Origin of the sequence: Aphanothece hegewaldii CCALA 016 (genome assembly GCF_003007785.1) — a bacterium.
Lineage (GTDB): Bacteria > Cyanobacteriota > Cyanobacteriia > Cyanobacteriales > Microcystaceae > Chroococcus > Chroococcus hegewaldii.
The window spans coordinates 28,622-41,211 of the sequence record NZ_PXOH01000022.1 but is presented as its reverse complement, the minus strand read 5'-3'; the positions used below and the strand labels follow the sequence as shown (position 1 = coordinate 41,211).

The following is a 12,590-nucleotide window of genomic DNA, read 5'->3' as shown; positions in this document are numbered from 1 at the left end:
AGTTAAAAGTTATTATAGACAAAATTTTCCTCAGACTCGATATTTAGTACAAAAATATTGACAAAAAGTTATAAACAATATTGTTGTTGCAAAGTTAAAAACTGTTGGGTTGCTTCATCTGCGTTGAGTGCTAATTGAGCGAATTCGACAAACCGTTTTAATTCTTTGCGGAGTAAATTTCGTTCGACTTCCCAAGTTTCTCTATCTAATTTTGGTGGTAATACAATCATATCAAATAAATTAGCTTGAGTTTTGCCTGGATGAGGGCGTAAAATTCGGCCGCGACGCTGGATAAATTGACGAGGATTTGCAGTACTGGCTAGAATAACAGCAGTTTGAATCGATGGAATATCAATCCCTTCATCTAAACAACGAATAGCGACTAAACCCTGTAATTCTCCGCTTTCAAATTGTTGCTTTAGTTGTTCTCTTTCGGTGATTGGTGTTTCTGCGGTATATGTATTAACACGATAACCTAATTGTCTCCCTAAAAGATGGGTAACAGCTTCTAATTGACGACGATGAGCAGAAGTGGATTGATCGACTGAACCATCACCACAATAGAATAAAGTATGATGAGTACAAAGTCTATTTTGCATTAGAGTTCGTAACGCATTAAGTTTATTGTTTGCAGCACCAACTAAACGCGATCGCTGCATTAAAAGAGAAGTTAAGGTATCATTACCATTAAGACGATCGTTTTTAGTTAATGCCCAACCAATGCGTTGAGTTAGTTTAGCATAATGTAAAGCTTCGGATTCTGTGAGTTCTACAAAAATCGGATAATAATTATAGGGAACTAAAGCCCCTTTTTGTATGGCATCTGCTAGAGTAAATTCGGGTTGTAAAATATCACCAAAATAGTTTAAAACGACATCGGTTCCCTCTTCATCAAAATAACGCTCAGGGGTTGCAGAAAGAGCCAATCTTAAACCGATTTTACGAGGTAAACATTCTTCTAGACGCGGTGTGCCTAAATTATGAGCTTCATCACCAATGATTAATGTTTTGATGGGAAAGAATTTAAGCTGAGTTTGGAAACCTTCGGAAATAAACGTTGAATTAGTCGTAATAACGGTTAAAAAGGAATGATGTCCTGAGCTAAGATTATACAGTTCATTTGATAACTGACTTTGCCAATTATAAACACTCATCATTGCTAAAATTGGTCTTAAATTAAATATTACACATTCTTGCGCCCATTGTGTAACGAGATGTTTATAGGGACAAATGACTAAAAGAACTTGTAGACCAATTTTTTGATAGAGTTCTGTAGTAATGGCTAAAGCTGTAATGGTTTTCCCGCTTCCTGTAGCCATTTTTAAAGTGCCGCGTCCTTTATTTTGAAACCAACTTAAAATCGCGTTTTGTTGATAGTCTCGTATGGAAATTGAATTAGGAATTGTTGGATAACCAGAAGGGGAAGTTTTATAAAAGACTCTTTTTTCTGATACTCGTTGAGACTGCCAAGATTTTACATAATCTTGTGCTAATTTTTCCCAGTTAATTTCTAATGTATAACAATCAATTTCATTTTGCATCGTCATTGAGCAAACAAGCAAATAAAATTAATTATAAACATGACTTGAGTTTGTAGTTAAATGATTTGAATTGATATTTGTGATCCAAATCACACAAAGAGCGTGATTCAAATCACAGACAAAGCGATCGATCAATGCTATGATAGGCTTAGACTCTTTGGCAGTGATGTAGACGCAGTTATGGATGTTCTAAGTTTGTTAAGCACGGAAATAAACTTAAAAGACTTATTTGAAGATTTATCTCGTACCAAAAAACGCTATGTTAGAGAAATTAAGTTTTTTCGCTACGATGATGGACAATTAGGAATCGCTGTTTTTGATCCCAAGACTATTTATGGAGAGTGTTGGATAGAAAATATTAAGGTACCTCAAGAATACGAGCCAATTTTTAACAGCAGTGATTTAGTGTTAGGGGTAAAATATCCGATAGAATTATTTGGTATATCGTGTTTTCCTGCGAGTAAACCTGTGATTAATAATCAAATAATTAGTCAAAAATTGATTGAAACGATTTTTGAGCGAATTAAAGAGTAATGGTTATAACATCAATATTGCCAGTAAATAAATTGCCTATATTGTTTAGGGTTTGGAGACCAAACCCCTACAATTAAACTACGGAATTAGTGAGTTAATTCTGTAGCCCGTTTTGCTAATTCTGTAGCCGTTAAACCATTAAAAGCCATAATTTCCCCAGCGCTCGCCGTTGTTTCGCCTCGTTTCCAAGCAAAAACATCGCGTTTAGACGTACTGCGTAACATAATGGGTTCTAACATTCCACTTGCACCACCCGTGACACCAATTAAGGCATCACCACCGAATAAGCGTTCAAAACCTGTATCATCTAAGAAATGATTATCGGCATCTGTACAAGTTTCTGACATCACATCACTCGAACGATAGAGACGACGCGGGTTAATTACAGAAACAATTCTAACCCCCATTCCTTGGCTTTCTAGCTGAGTTGCAGCCTCGAATACAGGGAGTAACGTCATATCCCCAATAACGGCAAATACGACCTTTTTCGTTCCTTCGCTATCATGGAGAATAACGCCACCATCGGCTAAAGCTTGACGGGTTTGCTCAAAAGTGACTCGTACAGGTAACGGTGACTTACTCGCGGTAATGACAATACCTTTATTCTTCGTATTTAATGCCCATTCATAACACGCTTGAATACTATTGGCATCACAGGGAAATAAGGGAAAAACATTCCCATTTCGCATCATTGCAGCAAAATAGTTTTCTACTTCAGGGCGTTGGTGAGTCCATCCATTACGACCTTGTTCTAAAGCACCTGCTGTAAACAGTGTAACCGTTGAAGGAGTCGGACGACGTAACTCGGTCATTGCTTGGGTAACGGTTTGGAAAATAGGTAAACCATTTATAGCGAAAGACTCATAGGAACACCATAACGTCCTCGCACCAAATAACGCTAAACCGACGGCTAAACCTGCACAAGCATCCTCGCTAAGAGGTTCATAAACTTGACCTTGTGGGGCTTGGAAATAGATATCATCAACAGTAGGGTGAACAATTTTTAGACCAACATTAATATTATTGATGCCTGATGCTGCGTTACCGTCTGCATTCGTCACTACAAAATTAGGGTCTTGTTTTCCGACGTGTACCACCAGTTCACCCATCGCAGTCGTCGCTACTTTTTTATCTCCTCCAACTGCATATTCAGTCATCGGGAGTGTTCCTAAGTCGGGTAAAGGTAATTCAGTTTCAGTCACTACTATCTTAGATGCTGGCCCACCTGCAGCGCGTTCGTAGTTGGTTCGTACTATAGCCCAAGCATCAGGAGATAAAGCCCGTTCTTTGAGCGCATTAACAATGTAATCTTTTTCTAGAGTGTCACCGGGGTATAAATTATGGGACTGTGCGCCGCGTTTATGGACTCCTGCGCCTTTAAGTTGTTTAATGATTAAAACCGTTAATGTGCCACCTAATGCCGACTTAGCCGCTTTATCGGTTGCTTCGAGAACCGCTTGGGTAAACGCTAACCGTTGAGGAAAAGAAAATTTAGTGCTATCGACATATTCACTAGGTTGGTTCACATCATCAAAGTCTTTCGCATTAACTAGGATAACTTCAGAAAAACCGTTCCCTTTCCAATAGTTAATCATTTCCTCATTTGATTTGATGGACACCATACTATGATGTTCCTGTGAGTAACCATTCCAAACCAAAATAGGCAAAAAATTCGTTACAGTTGGATAAGCCGTATGAAAGTGAGCAAAACTACTCATGATGTATGGTTCACCCAAACCCCCATCACCAATCGTTACAGGAAATAGTACATTTGAATGTAATTTCGCCCCTGCCATTGCAAAATGTTGCCCTTGTCCTAAAGGCCCTGCGGGGTTGAGGAGTCCGGGTATTTGCCCCGAAAGATGTCCTAGAAGTCCGTGCATTTCCCGAAAACGTTCGCCGAGTTGCTGTACCGTATTGATGCCCATTGCTTCGAGAGAGCGATCAAGAAATACGTTACTATAAAATCCAGGGGCATGATGGCCAACTTCTGTAATTAGATTTTTGTAACCCAACATCACTAATGAAGCGATACCCTCAGCCACACTCGCAAAACCACCCGGATGTCCTGACTCTTTTGTTGCTGTAGTTTGTAGAGTGAGATAACGTAGCGCATCAGCAGCGAGTAGGGTTTGATAAACGGCTCTCGCGTCACTAGGCGATGTAATTGCGGTATTTCCTTCTTGTATTGCGGCTTCTCTTCCATATTTCTCAAATTCTGGGATATTTTCTCCATAATGCTGAATTCCTTGACAAAAAGCAGGAATAGCGGCTGTAACTGTCATTCAGATAACCCTTAAATATAATCTGCAAGTATTAAATTAATCTTACAGTTTTGGGTGTATTCATAAGATTGGGTTAGTCAGGGGTTATGGATAGAATAGTTTATAGTTCTCTATACAATTTTTGCACAACCGAGAATGACAACCTCAGAACAATCATCTAATCTAGCTGAATTAACTCCAAAATTATTAAATCTTACGCCCAAAGAAAAAGCAGAAGTTATCCAAATATTATCGAATAGTTTAGCGAATGCTTGGCAAAGAATTGAGAAAAACTCTGGAGTTTGTGGCGGTAAAGCGTGTATTATGGGGACTCGGATTCCTGTTTGGATATTAGTAAATGCTCGTCGTTTAGGCATTACTAAAGCAGAACTTTTAGAAGATTATCCAACTATTTCAGCTACAAATTTAGCGAATGCTTGGCTTTATGCTGAATTTTTTGCTAAAGAAATTGAACAAGATATTCAAGAAAATGAGTAAATATGACTAAAAATGAAATATTAGCTAAATTACGACAACAGCAAACAATGATTACTAGCTTTGGAGTTAAATCGCTGGCAATTTTTGGCTCGGTAGCAAGAGATGAGGCAAAACCAGAAAGTGATTTAGATATACTGGTTGAATTTGAAGGAAAAGTAACGTTTGATCAATATATGGATTTAAAATTTTATTTAGAAGATTATTTAGGAGTAAAGGTGGATTTAGTCAGTCAAAAAATGCTAAAACCTCAAATTCGCAGTTCAGTTTTAAAGGAAGCGATAGATGTCACGTAGTCTCCGATTATATTTGGAAGATATTTTAGCGAGTGGGACGAAAATTCAGCGTTATACCCAAGGAATGAAAGTAGAAGATTTTGTGAGTGATGAAAAAACTTATGATGCTGTAGTAAGAAATCTACAAATTATTGGTGAAGCAGTAAAAAATGTGCCAATGGAAATCAGAAATCAATATCCTGAAACTGAGTGGCGAAAAATTGCAGGTTTGCGGGATATTTTGGCTCATTCTTATTTTAGCTTAGAAGATGAAATTCTTTGGGATATAGTAGAAAATAAAATTGCTCCATTGCTCGAACAAGTTAAGGATATTTTATTAAAATTAGAAAAAGATAATTTTTGTTGATTAATCATTAACATAATCGGAAAAAACGTCAATATCGCCCTGGAATAAAAAATCAGAGCGTAAGACCTAGCAGAATGAAAGGTTTTCAATTAAATTTTTGTTTAGTTTTGAGAACCAACTGACCCTTTTGGATAAACTGGTGTATGGTCAATTCCACCGACACGATTCACTGGCCAAAAACGCACCACCGCACGACCAATTAAATTATCTTTGGGTACATATCCCCAAAAATGCGAATCATAACTATTATTACGATTATCTCCTAATACTAAATACTGTCCTTCGGGAACGGTAACTGGCCCAAAGTCATAATTAGGTTTCTCAGCAATATAATCTTCTTCTAAAGCTTTTCCATTAATATAAACGGTTCCCTTGCTAACTTCTACCTTATCCCCAGGTAAACCAATGACTCGTTTAATAAAAGCATCTTTAAAATTTTCTTCTCTTAATTTAGCAGTTGGTGAGAAGACGACGACATCTCCTCTATCGGGTTCCCCAAATTTATAACTTACTTTTTCGATAATCAGTCGGTCATTAATTTGTAAAGTCGGTTCCATCGAGGATGATGGAATATAGCGGGCTTCGGCGACAAATGTCCGAATACCAAATGCTAGAATAGCTGCAGTAGCAACGGTTTTGATGCCCTCTATCCAAGGATTTTCATCAGAGGTTTTTGATTGATGTTTTGATTTAGGGTTCACGCTACGAGTCATAATTATTTAACAGCGATGAATAGGAACTAATGTAACAGATAAATTCCTTATCTAGTGTAACTACATCAACATGATGTCATGATTAAGATATCGTCCATCCTACTCTATCATGTCGAATCCTAGCACTTTACTTATTCGTCAGGCACAAATTCTTTTGAGCGATGGTCACTTTTTGACTGGAGATGTTCTCATTCAAGGTGGACAGATTGCTCAAGTTGCCTCTAATATTTCTGAGAGTGAACATAGTAAGATCATAGACGCTGCGGGCTTAACTTTGTTACCTGGTGTCATCGACCCACAAGTGCATTTCCGCGAACCTGGACTAGAATACAAGGAAGATTTACATACCGCGTCTTGTGCTTGTGCTAAAGGTGGCGTAACATCTTTTTTAGAGATGCCCAATACTCGCCCTTTGACAACCACCCAAGAAGCTTTAAACGATAAACTACAACGCGCTTCGGAAAAATGTTTAGTTAATTATGGTTTTTTTATTGGTGCAACTGCCGAAAATTTACCCGATTTAGTGACAGCACACCCGACTTGTGGTATTAAAATTTTTATGGGTTCAATGCACGGCCCGTTACAAGTGTCAACCGAAGCAGAATTAGAACCTATTTTTGCTAATGGTACACGTTTAATTGCGGTTCATGCCGAAGACCAAGCGCGTATTCTCGAACGCCGTCAGCAGTACAAAGATATTACCAGTCCATCGATACATTCAATCATACAAGACGAAACCGCCGCCCTCAACGCCACAAAATTAGCCCTCAAACTCTCGAAAAAATATCAACGACGTTTACATATTCTGCATTTGTCTACAGGTGTTGAAGCTGAATTACTCAGAGAAGATAAACCCAGTTGGGTAACTGCTGAAGTAACTCCCCAACATTTGGTTTTAAACACCGATGCTTACGAAAAAATTGGCACATTAGCGCAAATGAATCCGCCATTACGATCGCAAAATAACCCTACAATATTATGGCAAGCTTTACGAGATGGAGTCATCGACTTTATTGCGACTGACCATGCACCCCATACTTTAGCCGAAAAAGCCCAAACTTATCCCAATAGTCCGTCTGGAATGCCAGGAGTTGAAACATCCTTACCCATCATGTTAACCCAAGCCATGCAGGGAAACTGTACCATTTCTCAGGTGTCTAACTGGATGTCTACTGCTGTCGCCAAAGCTTATAAAATTCCCAATAAAGGACTCATTCAACCGGGTTATGATGCAGACTTAGTATTAGTCGATTTAAACACTTATAAGCCTGTCTTGCGCGAAGAATTACAAACTAAATGCGCTTGGAGTCCCTTTGAAGGATGGAATTTAACCGGATGGCCTGTTTATACCATTGTTGGGGGTCAAATCGTCTACGAAAAAGGAAAACTAAATACAGAAATTAGAGGAAAAGCTTTAACGTTTGGGGAGTAGATAATAAAGACAACAGAAGATAAAACATTAATTAGACATCTCCAATAACCCAGATTTTTCCACGATGGTTCAAGGATTTTAGGTTAATTCTGGAGATTTTCATTCTTCTAATTGGTTCGCCAGGGGTTTAAACCCCTGTCTTATAGCTAAAGTCCGTTAAAACGGACTAAACTCCTTACAATTAGTCGGTTGAAACCGACTTTAGCTGTGAGACAGTGAATTCATTCACTGGCAATACTAACGATGACCAAATTAATTTGTTAATTTCCATAAACCAAACCACTACTGACTAATTGCGGTTTCGTATTTATCCAAAGCCATACTTAAACCCGCTTTCGCCCAATTTAGCGGCGTAATAGGAGAAGGTAAAAAGAATCTTCGACCATCTATCACTATTGTATTAATACTTTCTGGGGCTTGCCAAGCTCCTACACTTTTTCCATCGGCTGTTATTAACCCTTGTCCAGTTATTTGCCCTAATGCGCGTTTTAGGTGTACTGTAGCAGCATGAATATCTTGTTGACGTAGTTGAGGATTTTTGGTAATTTCTGCTAAATGTAAGCGGGCTAAAACGAGTAAACTATCAAAAAACCATTGCGCTTCGGTATCAGGAATTAATTGACTTAGTCGCCACATAAAAGCATCATTTGAAGACGTATCCCCCGTTAAAGTAGGCGCATCTTTATCCGCAACAGGAGATTTAATCCAATAATTCCCCTCTTGATAACTATCTCTGGTATAGCGTAAAATTCCCGTTGGTCGCTTTAATGTTTCTATAATTAAAAGAGCGTGTCGCATTTCATCTTCTGTTAATCCTTCTAAAGGTGAGGGTTGAATGAGTACCACTAAAGCTGCATCCGCTCTTCTAAAACGAACGTCATCCGGCTTATAATTAGGTGACTCTCCCCCTAAACGAAGTTGTATTTTAACGGTATTTAATCCCTGAGAAATTAAGGTATTAAGTGAAGGTTCTGACCAAACATTGCTAATATCAGTAGATTGCTTTAAAAGAAAATCTTTTAATCGTTTGGAGTAAGCAGAATTATTTTGAGCAGACATTAATTTACCCCACACTTGTAGAGAACGTGTCGCTAAAGCAATACTAGAGGTATTCTTACGAGGAATTTCTTCCCATGCTCCCGCATCCTCATAATCATAAAATTTAATTCTTTGTAAAAATAAAGGATATAAAGCGAGAACCCGTAGCCGTTTTTCGGTAAGTTCATTAAGATCAATTAATTGTTGGGATATAGCTTCACCAATAGCTATAAATAAAAGTCCATGTGCATCAATTTGACGATGATTCCAATCTTGAGGCTTCCCATCAACCATCACATCATCTAAAGTGGGAGAATTACCATCAAAACGAATATGAGGCATCGCCATTGAATTTGTAGACAAAGCAGGATTGGCTATAATTTGTCTAAATCTAGCAATTTGAGCATCTGTCGCATAATAATCCCACAAGGCTAATAATAATTTTCTCGCATCGGCACGACGATTAGGATTTTGTAATAAAGCATAATAAACCCAGACATTATCTCTAACCCATATCGCATCATAATTAGTCTCATCTTTTTCGGTTTCTAAAACACGTGTAGCTGCTTTGGCGAAACCTTGGGCATTTAATTCTATTTTTAAATAAGGGTCTAATCGGTTGTTTATTTGATTAACTAAAGCGGGCGTAAGTTTTTTTTCTACCCAACCCGCTATACTATCATTAAAACAAGTAATAAACTCTTTTTCTGGAGCAATAACAATTTGCGCGGGATTCTTAGATTCAGTATAAATCTTAACTTTTTGATAAGCGCTCGTTTCAGCAGAAGGCGCAGCAACTAAGCGAAAAGACATTAAGAGTAGCGGCAATAAAATAATCAGCAGAATAAATCGTTTGATCTTAGCAGACATTTAAAAAGTATCCTTTTATATTCAGCTTTTTGATGTGTAAAGTATAGCGGAACTTAGACTCTAAAAAATTCCCTGCTTAAAACTTCACTTTAGTTGATGTTGTTCACATTTTTATGTTTTTAGACAACGATATGCTATAATATTAATCTGAAATATGGAGAGGTGGCAGAGCGGTTGAATGCGCTTGACTCGAAATCAGGTTACGGGGTGACTCGTACGTGGGTTCAAATCCCACCCTCTCCGCTTTTTTATCTTGACAAATTATCAATAAATATTAGATAATTGTAGATTGTGTGTCTAATTCCTGCTCGGATCAGGTTCAGACATGGGCAAATGCTAGATGAGTTAATTCTTTTCTAGATACCTGTACGGCAAATAAGAAAGAGAAATGTTTTATGAGTTACGCAATAATTGAAACAGGCGGTAAACAGTTAAGAGTAGAACCTGGACGCTTTTATGATATCGAACGTTTACACGTGGAAGCGAGTGAAACTTGTTCGATTGATAAAGTTCTTTTGATCAGTCATGATGATCAAATAACAGTAGGTCAGCCTTTTGTAGAAGGTGCGATCGTAGAAGGTACGGTTTTAGACCATCGCAGAGGTAAAAAAATCCTCGTCTACAAAATGAAACCCAAAAAGAAAACCCGCAAAAAACGGGGTCATCGTCAAGAGTTAACTCGTTTTATGATTAACTCCATTACCGTCAATGGCGAAGTTTTAGCAATGGTAGAGACAGATATGAAACGTCTTGTCTTGACTAATGCTAGTGCTGAAGAAGAATAAAAAACATTTACAAAAAAACATAAGGAGATAAAATGGCACATAAGAAAGGTACAGGTAGTACACGTAACGGTCGTGACTCTACAGCTAAACGACTTGGAGTTAAGCGTTATGGTGGACAAGTTGTGAAAGCAGGTAATATCATCATCCGTCAACGCGGTAGTAGCGTTCATCCTGGTAACAATGTCGGTTGTGGAAGAGATTACACCCTGTATGCTTTAACCGATGGTGTAGTGACTTTTGAACACAAAGACAGAAAACGTTATAAAGTCAGTGTCTATCCTGTAGCTCAAGAAGTGGCCGCAAGCTAGAATATTTTTTTAGACTTTTTAGAATTAAATTAGGTGTCATTTTTATGGCATCTTTTTTTATCTATAATTAGTTAAAACAGTATAATTGTTATTAATCTCAACAACTTTAAAAACCTATGGAAAATACAACTGTCAAAACGGAATTTATTACAATTCCCGTTGATGCCGAAACAGCGAGAGTCTATCAAGCAGTTTCAGAAGACAAAAAGAGAAAAATAGTCGCATTTTTAAACTTCCAGTTAAGAAAAGCTCTTAAACCTAGAGAATCTTTACAAGAAGCGATGGATAAATTAGCGCAAGAAGCACAAGCAAATGGGCTGACACCAGAAATACTGCAAGCAATTCTTGATGATGAGTAATTTTTATGTTTTTGATACTAACGTTATTGTTAGTGCAGCTATATTTCCTCAATCTATTCCTAGAATGTCTATAGATAAAGCATTTATTCAAGGAACTGTTTTAATTTCGGATTCTATAGAAGAAGAACTGACAGAAGTCTTACAGCGTAAAAAGTTTGATCGATATGCTTCTTTTGAATTAAGATATGATTTTTTAGAAAATTTTCTTTTAGAAGCTTTATTTATTTATGTAGATCAAAACATACAAGCTTGCCGAGATACAAAAGATAATAAATTCCTTGAATTAGCCGTTTGTGGAAAGGCAACAGTTATTATTAGTGGTGACCAAGATTTATTAGTGCTTAATCCATTTCGTGGCATTGCTATTATTACACCTCAAGATTTTTTTAATTTTTAAAAATATGTTATTAAAATTTATCTTTCTCTTGGTAATAAATCTCTAATTGCTGATGGAATAATACTCTCTAAATAACGCTCAATATTTCGATAATGACGTTGATATAAGACCCCTATATAAATAATTAGAAGACCCAAAATAGTTAAACAAAAAGGAAATAAAATAGAATCTTGAAAGACTTGATAAGCTAAATGTCCTAAATAGTAAAAGACACCAATTCCACCAAAAACCATAAACAAGCGACGTTTTAAGAGCAAAGATAAAACAATTAATCCTAAATTAGTTAAACAATACAAAAATCTAGACCATTCAGTATCATCACCCAAAAATGGTAAACTAAACCAAAAACTAAATAAACCAAATAAATATAACCAAAAAGCAAAATCACCTTGATTTCTTCTAATTCTTATATCGATTAAATAGGCAACAATGATACAACCAATACCAAACCACATAGAAACTATAGCTCTATTTTTCCAATCAAAATTATTTTCACCAAAAATTATCGGGGTTAAATCCATTGACATAAACCACAAACAAAAAGCAATAGGTAAAGTTAAAAAAGGAAAACGAACAAACTTTAAAGTAATTAATGCCGCGATAATTGTTCCTAATTCCATCAACAACCAACTACCTTTTACCCATTCATAAAAACCTCGATAAATTCCAGGATCAGTTTGTATCCAGAAACCCGTCCAACGTTGCAAACCATAAATTGCCAGAGGACTCATACAAACAGCCATCGTAAATAATAAACCACCTGGTATCTTTAAATTTTGCTGAAAATAAAGATTGTTTCCGACTAATATAAAACTAATTGCATAAGCGATCGCAATAAAAAAAAGTCCCGCACCACCGAAACTTTCCCAAGCTTTTGTCATAAACCATCCCATCGCTAAAATGACAATTAATGCTCCAAAATAATAGGCAAAATTGGCAAAGTTGAAACGTGGTTTGTTTTGATAATCATCAGAATCCTGATATCGTTGTGATAAAGCATTCCATAATTCTTCTGCTTGTTGTGGGGTAATAATTCCTTCTCGCGTTACCCAGTCTAAATCTTCTCTTTTTAGCTTCATTTGTTCAATTCCTGATGATGTTATACTAAATCATTGTTTTTACAGGATTTGGAGACCAAATTCCTACAGAATTTTAAGGATGTAATTTATGGTGGATTTGGTATTAATTCTATAATGCTCACAAATATAAAAA

The 12,590-nt window shown here is 36.9% G+C and carries 14 protein-coding genes and 1 tRNA gene; 10 read left to right on the top strand and 5 right to left on the bottom strand.

What is annotated here, in order from left to right:
• Positions 1–68 precede the first annotated feature (68 nt).
• Positions 69–1,541: a DNA phosphorothioation system restriction enzyme gene (locus C7H19_RS17510; protein WP_106458253.1), complete on the bottom strand. Its 1,473-nt coding sequence runs from the start codon at positions 1,539–1,541 to the stop codon at positions 69–71.
• Between the two features lie 102 nt (positions 1,542–1,643).
• Here C7H19_RS17510 and C7H19_RS17505 point away from each other — a divergent pair, with 102 nt between their 5' ends.
• Positions 1,644–2,075, top strand: a complete 432-nt coding sequence (locus C7H19_RS17505; RefSeq protein WP_106458218.1) for a hypothetical protein — start codon at positions 1,644–1,646, stop codon at positions 2,073–2,075.
• An 86-nt stretch (positions 2,076–2,161) separates the two neighbouring features.
• Here C7H19_RS17505 and C7H19_RS17500 read toward each other — a convergent pair whose 3' ends face one another.
• The gene (locus C7H19_RS17500; RefSeq protein WP_106458217.1) at positions 2,162–4,360 is read right to left on the bottom strand and encodes a phosphoketolase family protein; all 2,199 of its coding nucleotides are present in this window, start codon (positions 4,358–4,360) and stop codon (positions 2,162–2,164) included.
• Between the two features lie 135 nt (positions 4,361–4,495).
• Here C7H19_RS17500 and C7H19_RS17495 point away from each other — a divergent pair, with 135 nt between their 5' ends.
• Genes C7H19_RS17495 through C7H19_RS17485 form a run of 3 tightly spaced genes read left to right on the top strand, consistent with a single transcriptional unit; the run spans position 4,496 to position 5,476 of the window.
• Positions 4,496–4,837, top strand: coding sequence for a DUF433 domain-containing protein (locus C7H19_RS17495; protein ID WP_106458216.1), 342 nt, complete (start codon positions 4,496–4,498; stop codon positions 4,835–4,837).
• A gap of 2 nt (positions 4,838–4,839) precedes the next feature.
• On the top strand, positions 4,840–5,130 hold the full coding sequence (locus C7H19_RS17490; protein WP_106458215.1) for a nucleotidyltransferase family protein: 291 nt from the start codon (positions 4,840–4,842) through the stop codon (positions 5,128–5,130).
• Positions 5,120–5,476: a HepT-like ribonuclease domain-containing protein gene (locus C7H19_RS17485; protein WP_106458214.1), complete on the top strand. Its 357-nt coding sequence runs from the start codon at positions 5,120–5,122 to the stop codon at positions 5,474–5,476. Before C7H19_RS17490 ends, C7H19_RS17485 begins: the two co-directional genes overlap by 11 nt.
• 101 nt (positions 5,477–5,577) lie before the next feature.
• On the opposite strand, the gene lepB is transcribed toward C7H19_RS17485, so the two are convergent.
• Positions 5,578–6,189 carry a signal peptidase I gene (lepB, locus tag C7H19_RS17480; RefSeq protein WP_106458213.1) on the bottom strand — a complete coding sequence of 204 codons (612 nt, stop codon included), beginning with the start codon at positions 6,187–6,189 and terminating at the stop codon, positions 5,578–5,580.
• A gap of 109 nt (positions 6,190–6,298) precedes the next feature.
• Between lepB and C7H19_RS17475 the strand changes: the two genes are divergently transcribed.
• On the top strand, positions 6,299–7,621 hold the full coding sequence (locus C7H19_RS17475) for a dihydroorotase (protein WP_106458212.1): 1,323 nt from the start codon (positions 6,299–6,301) through the stop codon (positions 7,619–7,621).
• Positions 7,622–7,903: 282 nt separating this feature from the next.
• Here the strand turns inward: C7H19_RS17475 and C7H19_RS17470 are convergent, their stop codons facing one another.
• Positions 7,904–9,529, bottom strand: a complete 1,626-nt coding sequence (locus C7H19_RS17470) for a glycoside hydrolase family 15 protein (RefSeq protein ID WP_106458211.1) — start codon at positions 9,527–9,529, stop codon at positions 7,904–7,906.
• Positions 9,530–9,685: 156 nt separating this feature from the next.
• Here C7H19_RS17470 and C7H19_RS17465 point away from each other — a divergent pair.
• The 5 genes from C7H19_RS17465 (at position 9,686) to C7H19_RS17445 (ending at position 11,378) form a co-directional block, all read left to right on the top strand.
• A tRNA-Ser gene (locus C7H19_RS17465) sits at positions 9,686–9,772 on the top strand.
• 152 nt (positions 9,773–9,924) lie between these two features.
• Complete coding sequence (gene rplU, locus C7H19_RS17460; protein WP_106458210.1) at positions 9,925–10,314, top strand: 50S ribosomal protein L21; 390 nt, start codon at positions 9,925–9,927, stop codon at positions 10,312–10,314.
• A 32-nt stretch (positions 10,315–10,346) separates the two neighbouring features.
• Positions 10,347–10,622 carry a 50S ribosomal protein L27 gene (gene rpmA, locus C7H19_RS17455; protein WP_106458209.1) on the top strand — a complete coding sequence of 92 codons (276 nt, stop codon included), beginning with the start codon at positions 10,347–10,349 and terminating at the stop codon, positions 10,620–10,622.
• Positions 10,623–10,738: 116 nt separating this feature from the next.
• Complete coding sequence (locus C7H19_RS17450) at positions 10,739–10,981, top strand: hypothetical protein (protein WP_106458208.1); 243 nt, start codon at positions 10,739–10,741, stop codon at positions 10,979–10,981.
• Positions 10,971–11,378 carry a putative toxin-antitoxin system toxin component, PIN family gene (locus C7H19_RS17445; protein ID WP_245927604.1) on the top strand — a complete coding sequence of 136 codons (408 nt, stop codon included), beginning with the start codon at positions 10,971–10,973 and terminating at the stop codon, positions 11,376–11,378. The genes C7H19_RS17450 and C7H19_RS17445 overlap by 11 nt, the downstream gene beginning before the upstream one ends.
• A gap of 17 nt (positions 11,379–11,395) precedes the next feature.
• Here the strand turns inward: C7H19_RS17445 and C7H19_RS17440 are convergent, their stop codons facing one another.
• Complete coding sequence (locus C7H19_RS17440) at positions 11,396–12,457, bottom strand: DUF2157 domain-containing protein (RefSeq protein ID WP_106458206.1); 1,062 nt, start codon at positions 12,455–12,457, stop codon at positions 11,396–11,398.
• Between the last annotated feature and the right edge of the window lie 133 nt (positions 12,458–12,590).

Bases quoted from the DNA above. Each gene is read 5' to 3' on its own strand.
- C7H19_RS17500 (WP_106458217.1), bottom strand. From the start codon at position 4,360: ATGACAGTTACAGCCGCTATTCCTGCTTTTTGTCAAGGAATTCAGCAT.
- C7H19_RS17490 (WP_106458215.1), top strand. From the start codon at position 4,840: ATGACTAAAAATGAAATATTAGCTAAATTACGACAACAGCAAACAATG.
- C7H19_RS17495 (WP_106458216.1), top strand. From the start codon at position 4,496: ATGACAACCTCAGAACAATCATCTAATCTAGCTGAATTAACTCCAAAA.
- C7H19_RS17445 (WP_245927604.1), top strand. From the start codon at position 10,971: ATGATGAGTAATTTTTATGTTTTTGATACTAACGTTATTGTTAGTGCA.
- C7H19_RS17485 (WP_106458214.1), top strand. From the start codon at position 5,120: ATGTCACGTAGTCTCCGATTATATTTGGAAGATATTTTAGCGAGTGGG.
- C7H19_RS17510 (WP_106458253.1), bottom strand. From the start codon at position 1,541: ATGCAAAATGAAATTGATTGTTATACATTAGAAATTAACTGGGAAAAA.
- C7H19_RS17475 (WP_106458212.1), top strand. From the start codon at position 6,299: ATGTCGAATCCTAGCACTTTACTTATTCGTCAGGCACAAATTCTTTTG.
- C7H19_RS17440 (WP_106458206.1), bottom strand. From the start codon at position 12,457: ATGAAGCTAAAAAGAGAAGATTTAGACTGGGTAACGCGAGAAGGAATT.
- rplU (WP_106458210.1), top strand. From the start codon at position 9,925: ATGAGTTACGCAATAATTGAAACAGGCGGTAAACAGTTAAGAGTAGAA.
- rpmA (WP_106458209.1), top strand. From the start codon at position 10,347: ATGGCACATAAGAAAGGTACAGGTAGTACACGTAACGGTCGTGACTCT.
- lepB (WP_106458213.1), bottom strand. From the start codon at position 6,189: ATGACTCGTAGCGTGAACCCTAAATCAAAACATCAATCAAAAACCTCT.
- C7H19_RS17450 (WP_106458208.1), top strand. From the start codon at position 10,739: ATGGAAAATACAACTGTCAAAACGGAATTTATTACAATTCCCGTTGAT.
- C7H19_RS17470 (WP_106458211.1), bottom strand. From the start codon at position 9,529: ATGTCTGCTAAGATCAAACGATTTATTCTGCTGATTATTTTATTGCCG.